Raw genomic sequence first — 17,015 nt, forward strand, 5'->3', positions numbered from 1 at the left:
CTGGCCGGGTAGCCGGCCGCCAGCTTTTTCCTACCCCCGCATTTTCCCTGGGCCTTGGTTCGGTTGCTGCCCGCAATCTGTCAAGGGGTATGCGTCGTAAGTAGAAGTTGTATTAATAGAATAAAAAGTAGGAGTTCCTCACCTTTTTCTCGCCTTCGCCATGACTACGCTTCAACACATGCCGGAAGAAATTGAAAATTTCATCCGTGACCATCAGCAGCCTGCCGCCACTCCGGCCCGGCCCGGCGAAGCGCCCGCCAGCGAGCATACGGCCCTGGCGCGCGTAACGGAGGTAGTCATGAGCGCCTTCGCCGAAACGGCCGGCCAGACGACCGGCCGTGAGGTAGTCTGGAACCTGGCCCGCGAGGCGGGTACCGCCCCGGATTCGGGTCAGCAGGGGGCCGACCTCGTGCGCTCGGTGCTCGACGACCGCTACCACGGCACAGTCAATCGCATCGTGAAGGAAACCGGCGTGCAAACCGCCACCGTGGGCCAGCTGCTCGAAACCGTGGCCGGGGCCGCCTTGGCCGTAATGGGCCGGTTAGTGACCGAAAATAACTGGACGGCCCAGCAGCTGGGCCAGTGGCTGCGGCCCCACCAAGTGGCTCCCAGCACGCCCGCCGCCGTGGTAGCAGCCGCGCCCATCGTGGCGCGCCCGATGGTAGCCGCGGCTGGCGGCTCGTGGATTACCAGAGGCTCCAATGCACTGCTGGTCGGCGTGAGCCTGCTGGCGATGGCCGAGTTTGGCTACATCCTGGGTACGCGCACCACTGGCGCTCCGGCGGCCGCCGACGCCGCGGCCACGAGCGCCCCTACCCTCGCCGAGGGCGCGGCGGCCGTAGCCAACCACCCCTACACGGCCCTGCCGGTGGTGAACCGCAGCCCAGGCGTCAGCCGGGGCACGGGGGCGGTACCAGTCGTGCTAAAGCTCAAAAATGGCGTGCGCCAGATTATCGGCGCGGCCTCTACCGAGAGTAAGCTTTATCAATTTCTGATTGACCCCAGCAAAGAAGTGGACCTCGTGGACCCCACCAAGGACTGGATTGGCTTCGACCGCATCTATTTTGAGTCGAACAAAGCCACGCTGACCAACGAGTCGCTGTGGCAGCTCTCCAACGTGGCCAGCATTCTGAAGCGGTTTCCAGCGGCTAAAATCAAGGTGGGCGGCTACACCGACAATTCGGGCAACCCGTTGCGCAACCTGCAGCTGAGCCGCGAGCGGGCCAAGTCCACGATGGACGCACTCGTGAGCATGGGCGTAACCCCCAGCCGCCTCGTAGCCGTCGGCTTCGGCGCGCTCGATAACATCTCCGATAACGACACCGAAGAAGGCCGCTCTTTGAACCGCCGCGTGAGTATGCAAGTCACGCAGAAGTAAGGGGGTAGGAGTACTAAAAGAGCGTCATGCTGAGCTTGTCGAAGCATCTCTATCGCATAGCTAACCTCAATGTTAGAAGTTGGTTACGCAGTAGAGATGCTTCGACAAGCTCAGCATGACGCTCTTTTAATATTCCATTACCGATGCCGCCGCTTGTAGAGCTGAAGCGTGCGAATGGTATCGGGGCGCTTGCCGAAGTTATTGGTGAGGCTATCCACCATCGCCTCGCCGTAGAGCAGGAAGTTATAAAAGCGGTTCTTGCGCTTGGATACGGCTTGCTGAAAGGTGGCTTTGGCAGCCCAGCTGGCAAATAGCACCCGGCCCAGGGTGTTACCAAACTGATTTTGTAGCACCCGGCGCTGGTTACGCACGGCGTAGTACTGCTTCCAGGCGGCAGGCCACGGAATGCCGTCGCGGTCAAACGAAGCCGGGTGGTAGAAAACGCTGCGGGGCACCGTGACGATGGGGAAACCATTTTTCTGGGCCCGCGTCATATACTCTACCTCATCGCCCCAAATAAACAGCGACTTATCGGGCACGCCGATAGCTTTTACCACCTCTGAGTGAACGAGCGTGCCGTTGAAGAACGACGCTACCCCGTACACCAGGTCGTGGCTTGTCATGTCGGTCACCTTACGGTAGTTTTGGTTGGGGCGGTCCACGAAGAAGGCTAGTTCCTCGGAGTTACTGGCGCTCACCGACATAGCATTTTTGATGCACGGCCCCAGGTTGGGCGAGGCCAGCAGCTGGGCCAGCGCGTCGGGCTCGGCCAGGCAGTCGTCGTCCATGCACCAGAGCCAGGTGTAGCCGGCGTCATAGCCCGTCTGGATGCCCGTGGCGAAGCCGCCCGCACCACCCAGGTTGGCCTGGGTCGTCACGGCCAGGTCGGGCTGGGTAGCCAGCCACTCGGCGGTGCCGTCGGTACTGCCATTGTTGATGACGAAAATCCGGTCGAGCGGCCGGGTCTGGCGGCGCAGGCTGTCGAGGCAGAGCTGAAGGTCGGCCAGGCGATTATACGTAACTAATACGGCGGCAACAGTTTCCATAACTTACCGATTTCTAAGGGTTTGGATTCTAGTTTTAGTAAAGTCAATAGCTTCGCGCAGGTGAGAGAGCTTGATGACATTGATGCCTTTCCAGCGCAGGTAGCCATACATGGCCAGCGTGATATAGAGCTCGGTGAGCACCAGCGCGTAGGCCGCCCCAATGTGGGCAAAGGGCCGGATGAGTAGCCAGTTAAGCGTTAGCCCAATGACCGAGCCCACCGCCGTGATGGTGAAAAAAGCGCGGTCCATGCGCAGGTTTATCATGGTATGAATGCCCAGCAGGCCACTGAGGCCGATAATGAGCGGCAGCACGCACACCACGCGCAGCACGGTGCCGGCATCCTGAAACTTGGTGCCGTAGAGTAGCGTGAGCACGAATGGCCCCAATAGCCACAGCCCCACCGCCACGATGCTCAAGAGAATAAAGAGTGGGAAAAACGTGGTGCGCACCATGCGCAGCCCCTGCTCGCGCCCCTGCCCAAACGCCTGGGCCACCACCGGAAACAGCGCCTGGTTCAGGGCCAGGCCCACGAAGGTTTCGGCCATGCCCTCGAGCCGGGTGCCGGCCGCGTAGATGCCCACGTTGTAGGGCAGGCTCATTAGGCCCAGGATGAAAACGTTGGAGCTGGCGTAAATCGTAATCGTGACCGACGAGAAAAACAGCGTGCGGTCCTCCCGAAACCGGGTGCGCAGCTCGGGCCCGCTGGGCCAGCTAAACCGGATGCCAAACCGCCGCATGGCTACGTACAGCGCTCCCACGCTCACCACAATCTGCGAGACGCTGATAGCCAGGTTCTGGTAGAAATAATCGCCGGCCTGCCGGATAAGCAGCAGCACCGACAGCGAGAAAATCAGCTTCACCGCCAGGTTGAAGAGCGCTACCCGCCCCAAATCCTCCATTGCCTGGTAAAGCCAGAACGGCGAGAGCACCGTGCCGATGCACACCAGGTAGGTACACACGTGCAAAAACAGGTGCGCCTTAAACTCGGCGTTCGACAGTGAAACCGCGACAAAAACGACCGTCGAAAGCACCCAGAGCAGCGTTTTGCCGGCCATTACCTGGCTGAAAATACGGTTGGTGGCCTCCTTGTCGGCGCGATTGGCGGCGATGCTGCGCACAGCCGCCATGTCGAAGCCGTAGTTGATGAGCAGGCTGAAATAGGTGACGTAGGCCTGCGAAAAGTTGAGCAAGCCCAGCTTTTCGGGGCCAATGATGCGCACCACGTAGGGCACTGTGAGCAGCGGCAGCAGAAAGTTGGCAATCTGCACGCTGAACAGCGAAGCCACGTTCACCGCAAAGCGCCGCATAGTGGGCTTGGCCATGCCCACCTCATCCTTTACGATGGTTAGCTCGTCCGTAATCTCGTGTATCTCGTCGCTCACTGGGGGTAGGCTAAAACAGGGGGTAGGCGCAGTACTGGTTTTCGCAGGTGAAGGCAGGGCGGGATGAGACGGGCGGTATACGAAAATAAGACACTTGCAGTCAACTTTTTCTCAAAAAAAGGCTATTTCAAAGTACTAAGAAAAGCGGCCTAAACTTTTGAGAAAAAGTTGCCTCCACACTTTAGCCAGGTCACTCGCTTGCTAATTAAGCTAATGCAGCATGCTACTGGCATAAATAAATCTGGGAAATACTGGTAGGACGACGCCTTAAAAGTAATATGGACGAACTTACTTTTTTACTAAATGAGCCGCCGCCCACCCGACCTTTGTGGCCATGAAGCATTGGCTCGTTAAGTCTGAACCCGAAACTTATTCCTGGGCTGACTTTGTGCAGGAGACCGGCACCGACTGGACGGGCGTGCGCAACTACCAGGCCCGCAACAACCTGCAAGCCATGCAACCCGGCGACCTCGTGCTGTTTTATCACAGCGTGAGCGAGAAGGCGGTAGTGGGTGTGGCCCGCGTGCACGCTCCCGCCGCCCCCGATGCCACGGCCGAGGCCGGCAGCCCCTGGGTGGCCGTGCGCCTGCGGCCCCACGCGCCGCTGGCCCGCCCCGTGCCGCTGGCCGCCCTCAAGGCCGCGCCCCGGCTGGCCGGCCTGGGCCTCATCCGGCAGTCGCGCCTCTCGGTGACGCCCATCACACCCGACGAGTTCGACGTGGTGCTGGCGTTGGGGGAGGGGTAGGGCCGTTTGTCATTGCCGCGCTCCTAGTGGCAAACGGTCTCGCGCTCAGCTCCTTTTGCCGCCGGAAATTAAAGCGCGGAAAAAGGGTTAACTTCGTGAGAGCCCGGCCAACTATTCGCGCGTGGGCGGCGTTGCGCGACTGACCCCATGAAACACTTCTTCGCCTGCTTGCTGAGCATAGGCTGCCTGCCGCTGGCGACGCTGGCGCAGCGCCCTACCCCCCCGCCCCCGCCCGACGCGCCCCAGCAGGTGGCCCGCGCCGAGCTGCTGCTCGACCCCGCCAACGACGACGTGCAAGTGCAAGCCATGCCCGCCGATACGGCCGTGGTGCTCTTCATCCGGCACCAGCCGCCGGGCCAGCGCAAGGCGCGCTATGTGTTTCAGCAGTACGGGGCCGACCTACACCTACGCAACGAGGTGAGCCTGGAAATTGCGCCCGAGTATGAGCTGAAGCGTATGACCAGCGAGCCGGGCATCGCCTACGCCCTATTCAACTCGCCCGACAAGCCGGGCCGCCTGCTGGCGGTGGCCTACAATGTGCACGACGGCCAGGTGCGCGCCCAGAACTTCGATACCAAGCTGTGCCGCGACGTGGTGAGCGTAAAGGCTATGACGGGGCGGCTGCTGGTCAACGTGACGCTCGCGGACCAGCTGCACCAGACCGTGCTGCTGCTCGACGTGGCCAGCGGGCGCTTTCAGTTTCTGCCCTCCCTCTACGAGCCCCTCAACACCGAGCTGACCAGCGTAGCCGACCGCCCCGCCGGCCGGGCCGAGTTCGTGCTCAGCCAGAGCAACGGCCGTAAGCAGCGCCTGCTGGTCAAGCGCTTGTCGGCTACCCAGGGCGAGCTGCTCAACTCGGAGCTGGTGCAAACCGAGAGCGAGCGTAGCCTACTCACGGCCCAGCTCAGCTCGCCTGAAGACACTACTACCCGCCTGCTGGCCGGCACCTACGGCCTGCGCGACCTGCGCTACGCCCAGGGGTTATTTGCCACCGACCTCAGCCCGCGCGCCGATAATTCAGCCAGCACCCATTCGGGCCTGCGCTTTTATGACTTTAAGCGCTTCCGGCACTTTTTTGATTACCTGGGGCCTGGTCACCAAGCCCGCCTCCAAGGCCGCGCCGCCCGCCGCGAGGCCCGCGCCGCCAGCCCCCTGCGCTGGCACTACCACCTGCTGCTGCACGAGCTGCTGCGCCAGCCCGATGGCGGCTACACCCTCGTGGCCGAAGTATACACGCCCCAGTACACTTACTCCAACAACGGATATGGCAACACGCTGTCTTCGCTAAGCTCCTACCCCCTCACCGGGCGCTACCCCGGCGCGGGCGGCTACGGCTACGGCGGCTACGGCAACAACCGCACGTTCGTGGGCTTTCGGACTACCCATGTGTTGGTGTGCGGCTTCGATAAGCGTGGTAATCTTTTGTGGGATAATAACTTCGTGGTAGGGCCCGGTATCGTGCGCACCGAACTGGAAGAGGCCGTGCAGCCCCTGCCCCTGGCCAATGGTGGTCTGGTGCTGGCCTACCTCTTCGATAATGAGCTGCACTACAAGCGCATTACGCAAAGCGAAGCCAGCCCCAACGACACGAAAGTGGACCTGCTCACCTCTTCGGCCGCCGAGCCGGAAAAAGTGCTTGACGTGCGCCAGTCTGACCTGCTGCCCTGGGCCAATGGCCAGTATGTGGCCAGCGGCTTTCAGCGCCTGCGCGCCGGCCGCAACGGCCCCGAGCGGCAGGTGTTTTTCTTGCAGGTGCTGCGTTTCTAGCCCGCGCCCGCCAACCTTTGCGGCCCCGCTGGCGTTTGGCCGGTGGGGCCGTTTTGCTTATGCGTAGTGCTTCTTCTCCGGCGGTGGGCCTGCTCGCTACCCACACTGGCCACCCCCACGAGGCGGGCCTCGACGAGGCCGGGCGCGGCTGCCTGGCGGGCCCGGTATTTGCGGCCGCCGTCATCCTACCCCCCAATTTTAACCCGCCCTTCCTCCACGACTCGAAGCTACTCACGGCCCGCCGCCGGGTGGCGTTGCGCGCCACCATTTGCGCCGAGGCCGTGGCCTGGGCCGTGGGCGAAGCTTCGGTGGCCGAAATTGAGGCTATCAACATTGCGCAGGCCAGCTACCTAGCTATGCACCGGGCCGTGGCCGCGCTGGCCGTGCCCGCCATCCACCTGCTGGTCGATGGCAACCGCTTCCGGCCCTACCCCGGCCTGCCGCACACTTGCGCCGTGGGCGGCGACGGCCGGTTTCGACACATCGCGGCCGCCTCCATCCTGGCCAAAACCTTCCGCGATGAGCACCTGGCGCGGCTGGCCGACGAGTTTCCGGCCTACGGCTGGGCGCAGAACGCGGGCTACCCCACCGCCGCCCACCGGGCCGCCCTGCGCGCCCACGGCCCTACCCCCCACCACCGCATGGGGTTCCGGCTGCTTTAAATGGGTAATGAGGTAATAGGTACTAAAAAGAACGGTCATGCTGACGAAGGAAGCATCTCGCCCGCGCAACTAACCTCAACCGGTAGAATTACCTGCGCGGGCGAGATGCGTCCTGCGTCAGCAGAACGTTCTCTTGTTATTCCTTTATTACGAATTCTTCAGCTTGAGCAAATCCAGAAATAGGCTGAAGCCATCGACAGTGCCGCCGCCTTCGCTGCCGAAGGCATCGAAGGTAAGGGGCTTGATAATGTAGCCGCTCACGCCCAGCGCATTGGCCCCCGAGCGGTCGGTGTCGAGGTCCGAGGTGGTCATAATGAACACGTTGAGGTCGCTGAACTCCGAGTCTTCGCGCAAAATTTTGAGTAGCTCCAGCCCATTGAGGCGGGGCATGTTCAGGTCGAGCATGACTAGGCCGGGGCGCTCAATTTTGGTTTCCCCATTTTCGCCGCGCAACAGGTTGAGGGCTTCGCGGCCGTTGCGGGCGTGCACCAGCGGTACGGTGATGTTTTGCTTGCGCAGCTCGCGCTGCACGTTCATGACGTCCATCTGGTCGTCTTCAACAAGGAGAATACTCGGCGCGGCCGGCGAGGAAAGCGGGGTCATGGCGAAAACTAGGCGGGCAGGGGCCAAAATAGGCTGAGCCGTTTTAACGCAGCTGGCCCCCGAAAGGATGCGGGCCCGCTACTGAACCTGGGCCAGCAGCTGGGCGGGTGGCACGGCTTGCGCGCTAGTGGCGGCGGTCTTGGCGGCCGGCTTCTTGGGCCAGGTAAAGAAGAAGGTAGCGCCCTGGCCTTCCGCCGACTCGACCCAGATGCGGCCGCCCTGGCGCTCCACTATTTTCTTCACAATGGCCAGCCCTACCCCCGTGCTTTCGAGCGCATCGCGCTCCACCAGGGTTTGGAAAATGATGAAGATGCGCTCGTGGTATTCGGCCGCGATGCCCGGCCCATCGTCCTGCACCGAAAACTGGTAGAAGTTATCGTTCAGGTCCTCGCAGCCGATGCGGATGGTGCCCGCCTCGGGGTGGTCGTGGTACTTTACGGCGTTGGAAATCAAGTTAGTAAATACCTGCTGGAGCTGGGTGCGGTTGGTGGGTAGGGTAGGCAGGAAAAAGGGCAGCTCCAGGTGCATTCCGGGGGGTAGGTCCAGGGTATCGGTAATTTCGCGCAGCAGCTGCCGCACGAATACGGCCTCGTTGGCCTCCACCACGCGGCCCACCCGCGCCAGCGCCAGAATACCGGTAATAAGGTTTTCCATACGGTGCACGCGCTGCCGCATCAGGGCCAGAAACTCGCGCACGTGGGCCGGCAGGCCGGTCTGCTCCATGTCTTCCTCAATCCAACGCGAGGCGCTTTCAATGCCCCGCAGGGGGGCTTTCAGGTCGTGCGATACCACGTAGGCAAACTGGTCCAGCTCCTGGTTGCGGCCTTCGAGCTGGGTAATATTTTGGTCGATGGTGTGGGCCATCGTATTGAGGGCGGCGGTCAGCTCACTCATCTCGTCGTGGCCGTCGTCCACGAGCTGGGTTTTGTAGTCGCCTTCGGCCAAGCGGCGAGCCATCGTTATCATGCCCCGCAGGCGGCGGCCCAGCAGCCGCACGAGGTATACGGCCCACAGCAGCCCGAACACCAGGGCCAGACCCGTGAGCAGCCCCGACAGCCGCTGCGCCCGCGTAATGCTGTCGGCTAGGCGCTGGCGCTGCACCTGGCGGTTGTTGTTTTCCACCTCATCGAAGTGGCTCATCTGAAAGCGAATGGCATCCATTACCTGCTTGCCTGATAAGCCCGCACCCAAGCTGGCGTGCGGCATCCCGGCGAGGCCCGTTTGGGTAGCATCGCGCTGATGGATGGCGCGCTTTTCGCTTATCAGCAAGTGCGTATAGGCCGTCCACTGCTGAAATAAGTGCTGGGTCGTGTCAAGGCGCTGGCGCTGCTGCGGCTCGTCAGTCAGTTCTTCGCGCACCGTTTGAAAGCGGTGCAGCAAGTCGCGCTCGCCGGAGTAGTAGGGCTGCAGCATCTGCTCATTGCCCAGCAGCAGGTAGCCCCGAAAGCCGGTTTCCATGTCGATGATGTTGCGCAGCAGCGTGGTGCCGTCGGCCGAGGTGCGCTGCGAGGCCTCCACTCGCTGCGAGTTGCGCAGCACCTGCCCGGCCAGCCGGTAGTTGATGAGCACTACCGTGGTAAATAGCCCCAGTAGCAGCAAAAAACCCGCGAATATTTTAGTGGTAAGGTTGATTTTCATGGCACCCAGGGCCGGTCAGGCTTGGGCATTACGCAGTTTGGCTTCCATAGTTTGCAGCAGCGCCAGTAGGTCGTCGGCCAAAACTTGCACTTCGCCAAAGCCCACCAGGGCTTCCTCGCGGTGGCCAGCCAGGTATAAGTCCATCAGGCGGTTGGCGCGCGTATGGATGAGGCGGTGCAGCTGGTCCAGCTCGCGCATTTCGGGCAGGTGCTGGTAGGTGCCCTGGTGGCGCTCAGCTATCCACTGGCCCAGGCTGCACAAGTCAGGGTCGCGCAGGGGGCCTTCCTCGTTGCCATTGCCGTGCAAAAAGGAGCGCAGCCGCGCTTTAAAGGAAAAGTGCTTGACAAGGGCGGACTCGAAGTCCTGTTTGATAGCGGCCGGAGACATGGGGCAAAGGTAAGGGGGTAAGGCGGGCGTTGCGCGGCCCCGAAGTAGCTTTGCGGCTCCCTACCCCGCCCCGCCTACCCCCCCTTTTTCATGGAAGCCACCCCGCTCAAAACCGTTGCCCTGCACGCCACCCACCAGCAGCTGGGGGCCAAAATCGTCCCGTTTGCCGGCTACGCCATGCCCGTGCGCTACTCCTCCGACCTTGATGAGCACCACACCGTGCGGCGGGGGGTAGGGATGTTCGACGTGTCGCACATGGGCGAGTTTCGGCTGCGCGGCCCCCGCGCCCTGGCCCTCATCCAGCGCACTACTTCCAACGATGCCAGCAAGCTCGCGCCCGGCAAGGCCCAGTACTCGTGCCTGCCCAACGCCGAGGGTGGCATTGTGGACGACCTGCTCGTGTACATGCTCGCCGAGGAAGACTACTTCCTGGTCGTCAATGCTTCCAACATCGAAAAAGATTGGAACTGGCTGCAACAGCACAATACCGAGGGGGTAGCGATGGAAAACCTCTCCGACCAGCTCAGCCTCTTCGCCGTGCAGGGTCCGAAAGCGGCCGCCGCCCTGCGCACGCTCACGGATGTGGACCTGACTGCCATTCCGTATTACAGCTTTGTGCAGGGCACCTTTGCAGACGCGCCGGGCGTCATCATCTCGGCCACCGGCTACACCGGGGCGGGCGGCTTCGAGCTGTACGTGCCTAATGAGTACGCTGCCCAGGTTTGGGATAAAATCATGGCAGCCGGTAAGCCCTTCGGCATCAAGCCTATCGGGCTGGGCGCGCGCGACACCCTGCGCCTCGAAATGGGCTACTGCCTCTACGGCAACGACATCACCGACCAAACCTCGCCGCTCGAAGCCGGCCTGGGCTGGATTACTAAGTTCACCAAAGACTTCACCAACAGCGAGGCCCTAAAGGCCCAAAAGGCGGCCGGCGTCACGCGCAAGCTCGTGGGCTTCGTCATGGACGGCCCCGGCGGCCTGCCCCGCAGCCACTACCCCCTCGTGGACGCGCAAGGCGCGCCCATCGGCGAAGTCACCAGCGGCGGGCAGTCGCCGACGCTGGGCCGGGGCATTGGCCTGGGCTACGTGCAAACCGCGCTGGCGGCTCCCGGCACGCCCATTTTCGTGCAGGTGCGCGGCAAGAATCTGCCCGCTACGGTAGCTAAGCTGCCGCTGGTGCCAGGCACGGAAGAAGTTTAATAATATAGCCGAACCCGTCCGTCATTGCGAGCGCAGCGCGGCAATCGCACCTGAACGATACCCGCGCCGGTCGTTCTACCAGCTCGTTCGTCCACCGTTCGGGTGTGATTGCTTCGCTTTGCTCGCAATGACGGACGACTAAAATTCCCATGAAATTAGACCTCTGCTTCTCGCCCGACCTGCTACCCCTCTATGACCTGCGCGGGCAGGTGGCCGTTATCGTGGACGTGTTTCGGGCCACCAGCACCATCGCCACGGCGCTGCACCAGGGCATGACGGCCGTGTACCCGGTTACCACCGTGGCCGAGTGCATCGCGCTGGGCCACGAGCGCGGCTGCCTCACCGCCTCCGAGCGCGACGGCGTGCGGGCTGCGGGTGTGGACATAGGTAACTCGCCCTTCGAGCTACTGCACGAAGACTACCCGGTGCGGGGCCGCGAGCTGGCCATCAGCACCACCAACGGCACCAAGGCCCTGCGCCACTCGCTGGCCGCCGAGGCCCTGGTGTGCGGCGCGTTCATCAACCTGACGGCCGTGGCCGATTTCTGCCTGGCGCAGCAGCGCGACATCCTGGTAGTGGCCGCCGGCTGGAAGGGCAAGTTTTGCCTCGAAGACACCCTGCTGGGCGGGGCCCTGGCCGAGCGCCTGCTCCCCCACGGCCTCGATATCAGCGAGTCCGACGCCGCCCTCACCGCCTACCAGCTCTGGCAAAACGCCCGTGCCGACCTGCCCGGCTACCTGCACCAGTCGGCCGCCCTGCGCCGCCTGCGCGAGCTGGAAGCTAACGACGACTACCTCTTCTGCACCCAGGTAGATACCTACCCCGACGTGCTGCCGCTGTGGGACGGTAGCAAGCTGGTGCGGGGGTAGGGGAGGTTTTTTTCGCCCCGGTCCATTATCTTGCTTGTGAGTATGCTGTTGGGTTGGTCTAGAACCCCGCATTGAAACCCCGGTCTGTGTCCGCAGCCGGGGTTTCCTCTTTTCAGAGGCTACCGTCTGGCCATTGGGGACTACCTAAACGCGCTTGCGGCAAAGGTAGGAATCAAGGATAATTGACTGATTGATGTGAATACCTACCCCCGCACCAGCCTGCTACTGTGGGACAGTAGCAGGCTGGTGCGGGGGTAGGGGAGTAACGTTTATTAGACACCTTAACAAAAAGCTACCAGGATTTCAATGCCAAAAGTAGCTTTTCATGAAACCCATCCATGACGGACTGTGTGCGAGTTTCATCTCCTTTCAGTACTTCTTCTAGCGAGAAACCACTGCCATTATCTATTGCTAGGTAACTGCCTTCAAAATCGAAAAAATAGTAATTTAGTCCGATGCTATCAGCGTTTAATTTTATATGAAAACATAAGTTGAAACGCTCATCATCTTCATTTAAAATGCTTAATTTGTAGCAGCTTTCTTTCGGTACGTCGCCATACGTGGTGCCACTTGAGAGAACAAAGGACTGTATCTCTTTGACGGTATTATTGGTCAGCTTGCTGCGATACCAATGCCGCACCAGTATTTGCCGTTGCAATTCAGTGCGAACGGTATCAGGCCACCGCAATCGTCCATTAAATTCTACGCGGCCAGTAGTTCGGTTTCGAGGCCAAGGTTGTTGCTGCTGCGCAAATACAGTTAGATGCAGCAAGAAGAAACCAGTCAGCAGTAAGAATCTCATCGCTCTACAAACTCCTCCACCGCCTCGCCTAAATCGTACACTGCTACCCCCGGCAAGCCAGCTTCAATGATGCTGGCCCCGGCCGCCGAGCGGTAGCCGCCGGCGCAGTGCACCAGCACGGGCTTATCGGTTGGGATTTCACCCACGCGCTCGCGCAGCCCGGGTAGCGGGATGAGTAAGGCGTGGTCGAACAGTTTTTTAGCGGCTTCCGAGCGGTTGCGCACGTCCACGATGGTGAACTGCGCGGGGTGGGCGCGCACGGCGGCCACGTCCGTGGCGGGGCTGGTGGCGGGCAGGGGGGTAGGGGCCAGCAGCGCACCCTTGATATTGCCCTCGTAGCCGATTTTGGCCGTTTTGCGCAGCACCGCGTCGAGTTGAATCTGGGTGTCGGCCAGCAGGTAGAACGGCTCCTGGGGGCCGACCACCGCGCCAAGCCAGGTCTCAAACTTGCCGCCATCCTGGAGGTTGAGCGCGCCGGGCAGGTGGCCGGCCCGGAACTGCGCGGCCGGCCGGGCATCCACCACGAGCACGCCCGGCGCGAGCGCCGCCCCGCCGCCCAGGCGCGGCACCGACCGCACGCTATCCTCAAAGCTGGGCGCGCCCTGCTTGTTGAGTTGCACGTCGTGGCCGAAATACTTGGGCACGAAGGGCTGGTCGGCGAGCAGCGCCGCGATAAACTCCGGCTCCGACTGGGGTTGCAGGGCATAGTTGGTAGCCAGCTCCTTGCCGATGGTGCTGTCGAGGTCGGGGCTGGTGGTTTTGCCGCAGAGCGAGCCGGGGCCGTGGGCCGGGTACACCTTGGTAGTGGGGGGTAGGGCCATCAGCTTCTGGCGCAGGCTGCGGTAGAGCTGGGCGGCCAGGGCCTCGCGGGTGTGGCCGCCAACTGCCTCGGCCTCGCGCAGGTCGGGCCGGCCCACGTCGCCCACGAACAGCGTGTCGCCCGTGAACACGGCGCGGGTCTGGGCTAGGTCATCGAGCAGCAGAATGCTAATGCTGTCGGGCGAGTGGCCGGGCGTATTCAGCGCGTGCAGCTCCACGGTGCCGAGCTTGAGGCGGTCGCCATCATCGAAGCTTTTGTGGGGGTAGCGCGCCTCCGTAAGCTTGCTGCAATAGATAGTAGCGCCGGTTTCCTGCGCAATTTCGAGGTGGCTACTCACAAAATCGGCGTGCGGATGCGTTTCCAGTACGGCCACAATCTCGGCATCGTGCTCGTCGGCAAAGTCATAGTAGGGCTGCGGGTCGCGGCCGGGGTCGATGACGGCCATCTGGCGGCCCGCCCGCACGGCGTAGGAAGCGTGGGCCAGGCCCTTATCGTAAAACTGTTGAATTTGCACCGCGGGGGTGCTACTACTGGGTAGGGGCATTGGAACAAGGTGGCCGCCGAGGAGCTAAGCGCCTGATTATCGGGCAGCCGGGGTAGGTGATAAGGTCAAATATAACGAGCCGGCCCAACATCCTCGCCTCCGCTTGGGGCCGGTTCGCCGCGCCGGGCACCAAAAAACCCCGGCCGCGGGGCCAGGGTTTAAAGAGGGGGGTAGGGACCGCGTAATTAACCTTTCAGCTTGCCGCCGCGCTCGCCCCGGTGGTGGTGCGCCTCGCGCAGGGCGGCGAGTTGGCGGCTCTGGTCGGCGCTGAGCACGGCTTGCAGCTGCTGCTGATACTTAGCGCGGCTGGCCTGCATGGCCTGGTGGCGGGCCGGGCGCTGCTCCTTGGCCGGATATTGCGCCCGCAGGGCCTGGCCTTCCTGAGCCTGAGTCAGCAGGATTTGGTGCACCTGCGGCTGCTGGGCGGCCGTAAGGCCTAGCTTTTTAGTCAGCATGGCCGTGCCGTGGTCAGCGCGCTGCGCGGGCGTTTTAGGGTGCTTGTGGTGCTGGCTGTGGGGAGCCGGGGCGGCTTGGGCGGCGGGCGTGGGGGTAGTCTGGGCGAAGCTGGCGGTGGCAAAGGCCAGAGTGGCCAGCAGAAGCAGGGGCTTTTTCATAAGAAACAAGCGGGGGTTTTAAGCAGAAAAAAAGAGAGAAAAGTAGGAGGCGCGGCCGCGTAAACTCCGGGTTGCCAGCATGAAATCAAGGAGCGCGCCAAAGCCCTGGCCGAACCCAAAAAAGCCCTCTTCCATCGCCGGAGAGGGCTTTTTTATCGATGAGATTAGCGTAGAGCCGCGACCCTTCGCAGCTCTCTTCGTTGAACGATGCGAACGCTGAGAGACGCGAAGGGTCGCGGCTCTACTAATTCGTGTGCACCGTGGTGTGCAGCTGGCCGATGCGGGCGGCCTTCAGCTGCTGATAGCGCACGTATTGCGCGGGCGTGAGCACGCCGCGAATCAGCTCTTCCGATTTGGCCCGGTCAACGGTCATGGCGGTTTGCAGGGCGGCGGGGTCGTCGTGGTGGGCGGCGCGGTCGGCGTCCATGTGCTGGCGGGTCAGCAGCAACACTTGGCGCAGGCGGGCATGCTGGTCGGCCGAGAGGCTCAACTCCTGGGCCAGGCGCTGGGCCTGGGTGGTGGCCTGTTGCAGGGCGGCGCGGGCGGCGGGGATAGTGGCCCCGCTGGTTTGGGCGTGGGCGCTGGCGGCGGCCAGGCTGAGCAGGAGGAAGAACAGGGAGGTTTTTTTCATAAAGAATTGCTGATAATGAATAAACTAAAAAGGTAGCCCCAGCGGGCCTGGGGCCCCGCAAGGGGGGTAGGCCCGGCCCGGCGCGGCCGTGCGCAAAGCCCTTGCCAAACCCGAAAGTGCGTCAGTCGGGAAGTTTCGCGTATTTTCGGCCCGGCTGGCCTATTGCCTGGCCTTACCCCAACGCAAAAAAACAGTTCCTATTTCCTACCCTTTCGTTCTTTACCCCTTTTTGCATGGCTAGTATTTTTGCCAAAAAACCACTTGCCCAACTTCTGGGCGAAGCTAACTCAACCGGGCACGGCACCCTGCAACGCACGCTGGGCGCGGGCAATCTCGTGGCGCTGGGCGTGGGGGCTATCATCGGGGCCGGCCTGTTTGTGCGCACCGCCGCCGCCGCCGCCCAAGCCGCCGGGCCAGGTGTCACGCTGGCCTTCATCCTGGCGGCATTCGGCTGCGTGTTCGCGGGCTTGTGCTACGCCGAGTTCGCGGCCATGATTCCCATCGCCGGCTCGGCCTATACCTACGCCTACACCACGATGGGTGAGTTCGTGGCCTGGATTATCGGCTGGGCCCTCATCATGGAATACGCCTTGGGCGCGGCCACCGTGTCCATCGCCTGGAGCGAGTACTTAAACAAGCTGCTGGAGGTCTTTCATACTAGTATACCCTATGGTTTAAGCCACTCGCCCTTCGAGCACGCCATGATTAATGGCGTGTCCGAGCATGGCTTCATCAACCTGCCGGCGCTGCTCATCATCGTGGCCCTGAGCTTGTTGCTGGTAAAAGGTACTCAGGAGTCGGCGCTTTTCAACGCCGTTATCGTGGTACTGAAGGTGCTCATCGTTATCGTGTTTATCGCGGTGGGCTGGCAGTTCATCAACCCCGTCAATCATACGCCCTACCTCATTCCGGCCGACGCCGTGGTGAAAAACGCTGCCGGCGAGGTAGTACGCACCTACGGCGGGTTTTTTAAGCATGGCCTGGGCGGTATTATCGGCGGCGCGGGCATTGTGTTCTTCGCCTTCATTGGCTTCGACGCCGTGAGCACGGCCGCGCAGGAAGCCCGCAACCCCAAGCGCGACATGCCCATCGGCATTCTGGGCTCGCTGGCCATTTGCACCGTTTTGTATATATTGTTTGGGCACGTACTAACGGGTGTAGCCAGCTGGCGCGAGTTTGCTGACCCGGCCCTGGGCGGCGAGGCTTCGGTGGCCTATGCCATCCGGGCGCACATGCCCGGCTACGGCTGGCTGGCTACGGCCGTTACGATGGGTATCCTACTGGGCTTCACGTCGGTAATTCTGGTAATGCTCATGGGTCAGAGCCGCGTTTTTTTCTCGATGGCTAAGGACGGTCTCATGCCCAAAGCCTTTTCCGAGCTGCACCCGCGCTTCAGCACACCCTACAAGTCCAACCTCATGCTGATGGTGTTCGTGGGCTTATTTGCGGCGTTCGTGCCCGGCTCGCTGGCCGGCGACCTCACCTCGTTTGGCACGCTGCTGGCTTTCGTGCTGGTGAGCCTGGGCGTATGGATTATGCGCAAGTCGGACCCCGACCAGCCCCGGCCATTTCGCTCGCCGCTCTCCTCGCCAAGCTTCCCGCTGGTACCCATCATGGGGGCTTTGGTGTGCACGCTGCTGATTGTGGGCCTCGACCCCTTTACGCTGCAAGTAGCTTTTGCCTGGATGCTGCTGGGCTTCGGCGTATATTTCCTCTACGGCAGGCGCCACTCAATGCTGCAAAAAGGCATTGTGGTAGTGCCCGAGGAGATGGAAAAGGAAGCTTTCATCAAGCCCGATTCACACAATTTGTAGCGGCCAGCAAGCAAACGATTTTTTCGACTACCAAAAGCCTCTCGCCTCCCGGTGAGAGGCTTTTGGCTGGCCGTCCCCGTCGGCTTCACGGTGGCCACACAAGACACAG

General features: G+C 62.0%; 16 protein-coding genes. 7 read left to right on the forward strand and 9 right to left on the reverse strand.

The window, feature by feature from the left end:
- Nucleotides 1-160: 160 nt before the first annotated feature.
- Nucleotides 161-1,378: an OmpA family protein gene (locus tag LC531_RS01145; protein WP_223648490.1), complete on the forward strand. Its 1,218-nt coding sequence runs from the start codon at nt 161-163 to the stop codon at nt 1,376-1,378.
- 137 nt (nt 1,379-1,515) lie between these two features.
- On the opposite strand, the gene LC531_RS01150 is transcribed toward LC531_RS01145, so the two are convergent.
- Both LC531_RS01150 and LC531_RS01155 read right to left on the reverse strand, forming a co-directional pair.
- The gene (locus tag LC531_RS01150) at nt 1,516-2,424 is read right to left on the reverse strand and encodes a glycosyltransferase family 2 protein (protein ID WP_223648491.1); all 909 of its coding nucleotides are present in this window, start codon (nt 2,422-2,424) and stop codon (nt 1,516-1,518) included.
- Nucleotides 2,425-2,427: 3 nt separating this feature from the next.
- On the reverse strand, nt 2,428-3,807 hold the full coding sequence (locus LC531_RS01155) for a flippase (RefSeq protein WP_223648492.1): 1,380 nt from the start codon (nt 3,805-3,807) through the stop codon (nt 2,428-2,430).
- Between the two features lie 334 nt (nt 3,808-4,141).
- Between LC531_RS01155 and LC531_RS01160 the strand changes: the two genes are divergently transcribed.
- The 3 genes from LC531_RS01160 to LC531_RS01170 all read left to right on the forward strand — a co-directional run bounded on the left by LC531_RS01160 (nt 4,142) and on the right by LC531_RS01170 (nt 6,981).
- Entirely contained in the window at nt 4,142-4,552 is a 411-nt protein-coding gene (locus tag LC531_RS01160; protein WP_223648493.1) for an EVE domain-containing protein, read from the forward strand.
- 147 nt (nt 4,553-4,699) lie between these two features.
- Nucleotides 4,700-6,319 carry a hypothetical protein gene (locus LC531_RS01165; protein WP_223648494.1) on the forward strand — a complete coding sequence of 540 codons (1,620 nt, stop codon included), beginning with the start codon at nt 4,700-4,702 and terminating at the stop codon, nt 6,317-6,319.
- 59 nt (nt 6,320-6,378) lie between these two features.
- Nucleotides 6,379-6,981, forward strand: a complete 603-nt coding sequence (locus LC531_RS01170) for a ribonuclease HII (protein WP_223648495.1) — start codon at nt 6,379-6,381, stop codon at nt 6,979-6,981.
- Nucleotides 6,982-7,128: 147 nt separating this feature from the next.
- On the opposite strand, the gene LC531_RS01175 is transcribed toward LC531_RS01170, so the two are convergent.
- The 3 genes from LC531_RS01175 to LC531_RS01185 all read right to left on the reverse strand — a co-directional run bounded on the left by LC531_RS01175 (nt 7,129) and on the right by LC531_RS01185 (nt 9,609).
- Nucleotides 7,129-7,584 carry a response regulator gene (locus LC531_RS01175; RefSeq protein WP_223648496.1) on the reverse strand — a complete coding sequence of 152 codons (456 nt, stop codon included), beginning with the start codon at nt 7,582-7,584 and terminating at the stop codon, nt 7,129-7,131.
- 78 nt (nt 7,585-7,662) lie between these two features.
- Nucleotides 7,663-9,222, reverse strand: a complete 1,560-nt coding sequence (locus tag LC531_RS01180) for a sensor histidine kinase (RefSeq protein WP_223648497.1) — start codon at nt 9,220-9,222, stop codon at nt 7,663-7,665.
- A gap of 15 nt (nt 9,223-9,237) precedes the next feature.
- Entirely contained in the window at nt 9,238-9,609 is a 372-nt protein-coding gene (locus LC531_RS01185; protein WP_223648498.1) for a CZB domain-containing protein, read from the reverse strand.
- Nucleotides 9,610-9,699: 90 nt separating this feature from the next.
- Between LC531_RS01185 and gcvT the strand changes: the two genes are divergently transcribed.
- Both gcvT and LC531_RS01195 read left to right on the forward strand, forming a co-directional pair.
- Nucleotides 9,700-10,812 carry a glycine cleavage system aminomethyltransferase GcvT gene (gene gcvT, locus LC531_RS01190; RefSeq protein ID WP_223648499.1) on the forward strand — a complete coding sequence of 371 codons (1,113 nt, stop codon included), beginning with the start codon at nt 9,700-9,702 and terminating at the stop codon, nt 10,810-10,812.
- A gap of 149 nt (nt 10,813-10,961) precedes the next feature.
- Nucleotides 10,962-11,681: a 2-phosphosulfolactate phosphatase gene (locus LC531_RS01195; protein ID WP_223648500.1), complete on the forward strand. Its 720-nt coding sequence runs from the start codon at nt 10,962-10,964 to the stop codon at nt 11,679-11,681.
- Between the two features lie 292 nt (nt 11,682-11,973).
- Here LC531_RS01195 and LC531_RS01200 read toward each other — a convergent pair whose 3' ends face one another.
- The 4 genes from LC531_RS01200 to LC531_RS01215 all read right to left on the reverse strand — a co-directional run bounded on the left by LC531_RS01200 (nt 11,974) and on the right by LC531_RS01215 (nt 15,092).
- Nucleotides 11,974-12,483, reverse strand: a complete 510-nt coding sequence (locus LC531_RS01200) for a hypothetical protein (protein WP_223648501.1) — start codon at nt 12,481-12,483, stop codon at nt 11,974-11,976.
- Nucleotides 12,480-13,847 (reverse strand): MBL fold metallo-hydrolase, encoded by a 1,368-nt coding sequence (locus tag LC531_RS01205; protein WP_223648502.1) that lies wholly within the window; start codon nt 13,845-13,847, stop codon nt 12,480-12,482. Before LC531_RS01205 ends, LC531_RS01200 begins: the two co-directional genes overlap by 4 nt.
- Before the next feature lie 185 nt (nt 13,848-14,032).
- The gene (locus LC531_RS01210) at nt 14,033-14,461 is read right to left on the reverse strand and encodes a hypothetical protein (RefSeq protein ID WP_223648503.1); all 429 of its coding nucleotides are present in this window, start codon (nt 14,459-14,461) and stop codon (nt 14,033-14,035) included.
- Between the two features lie 244 nt (nt 14,462-14,705).
- A complete protein-coding gene (locus LC531_RS01215; protein ID WP_223648504.1) occupies nt 14,706-15,092 on the reverse strand; it encodes a hypothetical protein in 387 nt (128 codons plus the stop codon).
- Between the two features lie 233 nt (nt 15,093-15,325).
- Here LC531_RS01215 and LC531_RS01220 point away from each other — a divergent pair, with 233 nt between their 5' ends.
- On the forward strand, nt 15,326-16,906 hold the full coding sequence (locus LC531_RS01220; RefSeq protein ID WP_223648505.1) for an amino acid permease: 1,581 nt from the start codon (nt 15,326-15,328) through the stop codon (nt 16,904-16,906).
- Nucleotides 16,907-17,015 lie beyond the last annotated feature (109 nt).

It is taken from the genome of Hymenobacter psoromatis, assembly GCF_020012125.1.
Lineage (GTDB): Bacteria > Bacteroidota > Bacteroidia > Cytophagales > Hymenobacteraceae > Hymenobacter > Hymenobacter psoromatis.

What these genes read in the sequence shown, in the direction of transcription:
- LC531_RS01185 (WP_223648498.1), bottom strand. Translation starts at nt 9,609, where the DNA reads ATGTCTCCGGCCGCTATCAAACAGGACTTCGAGTCCGCCCTTGTCAAG.
- LC531_RS01195 (WP_223648500.1), top strand. Translation starts at nt 10,962, where the DNA reads ATGAAATTAGACCTCTGCTTCTCGCCCGACCTGCTACCCCTCTATGAC.
- LC531_RS01200 (WP_223648501.1), bottom strand. Translation starts at nt 12,483, where the DNA reads ATGAGATTCTTACTGCTGACTGGTTTCTTCTTGCTGCATCTAACTGTA.
- LC531_RS01180 (WP_223648497.1), bottom strand. Translation starts at nt 9,222, where the DNA reads ATGAAAATCAACCTTACCACTAAAATATTCGCGGGTTTTTTGCTGCTA.
- LC531_RS01150 (WP_223648491.1), bottom strand. Translation starts at nt 2,424, where the DNA reads ATGGAAACTGTTGCCGCCGTATTAGTTACGTATAATCGCCTGGCCGAC.
- LC531_RS01205 (WP_223648502.1), bottom strand. Translation starts at nt 13,847, where the DNA reads ATGCCCCTACCCAGTAGTAGCACCCCCGCGGTGCAAATTCAACAGTTT.
- LC531_RS01145 (WP_223648490.1), top strand. Translation starts at nt 161, where the DNA reads ATGACTACGCTTCAACACATGCCGGAAGAAATTGAAAATTTCATCCGT.
- LC531_RS01160 (WP_223648493.1), top strand. Translation starts at nt 4,142, where the DNA reads ATGAAGCATTGGCTCGTTAAGTCTGAACCCGAAACTTATTCCTGGGCT.
- LC531_RS01220 (WP_223648505.1), top strand. Translation starts at nt 15,326, where the DNA reads ATGGCTAGTATTTTTGCCAAAAAACCACTTGCCCAACTTCTGGGCGAA.
- LC531_RS01210 (WP_223648503.1), bottom strand. Translation starts at nt 14,461, where the DNA reads ATGAAAAAGCCCCTGCTTCTGCTGGCCACTCTGGCCTTTGCCACCGCC.
- gcvT (WP_223648499.1), top strand. Translation starts at nt 9,700, where the DNA reads ATGGAAGCCACCCCGCTCAAAACCGTTGCCCTGCACGCCACCCACCAG.
- LC531_RS01175 (WP_223648496.1), bottom strand. Translation starts at nt 7,584, where the DNA reads ATGACCCCGCTTTCCTCGCCGGCCGCGCCGAGTATTCTCCTTGTTGAA.
- LC531_RS01215 (WP_223648504.1), bottom strand. Translation starts at nt 15,092, where the DNA reads ATGAAAAAAACCTCCCTGTTCTTCCTCCTGCTCAGCCTGGCCGCCGCC.
- LC531_RS01170 (WP_223648495.1), top strand. Translation starts at nt 6,379, where the DNA reads ATGCGTAGTGCTTCTTCTCCGGCGGTGGGCCTGCTCGCTACCCACACT.
- LC531_RS01165 (WP_223648494.1), top strand. Translation starts at nt 4,700, where the DNA reads ATGAAACACTTCTTCGCCTGCTTGCTGAGCATAGGCTGCCTGCCGCTG.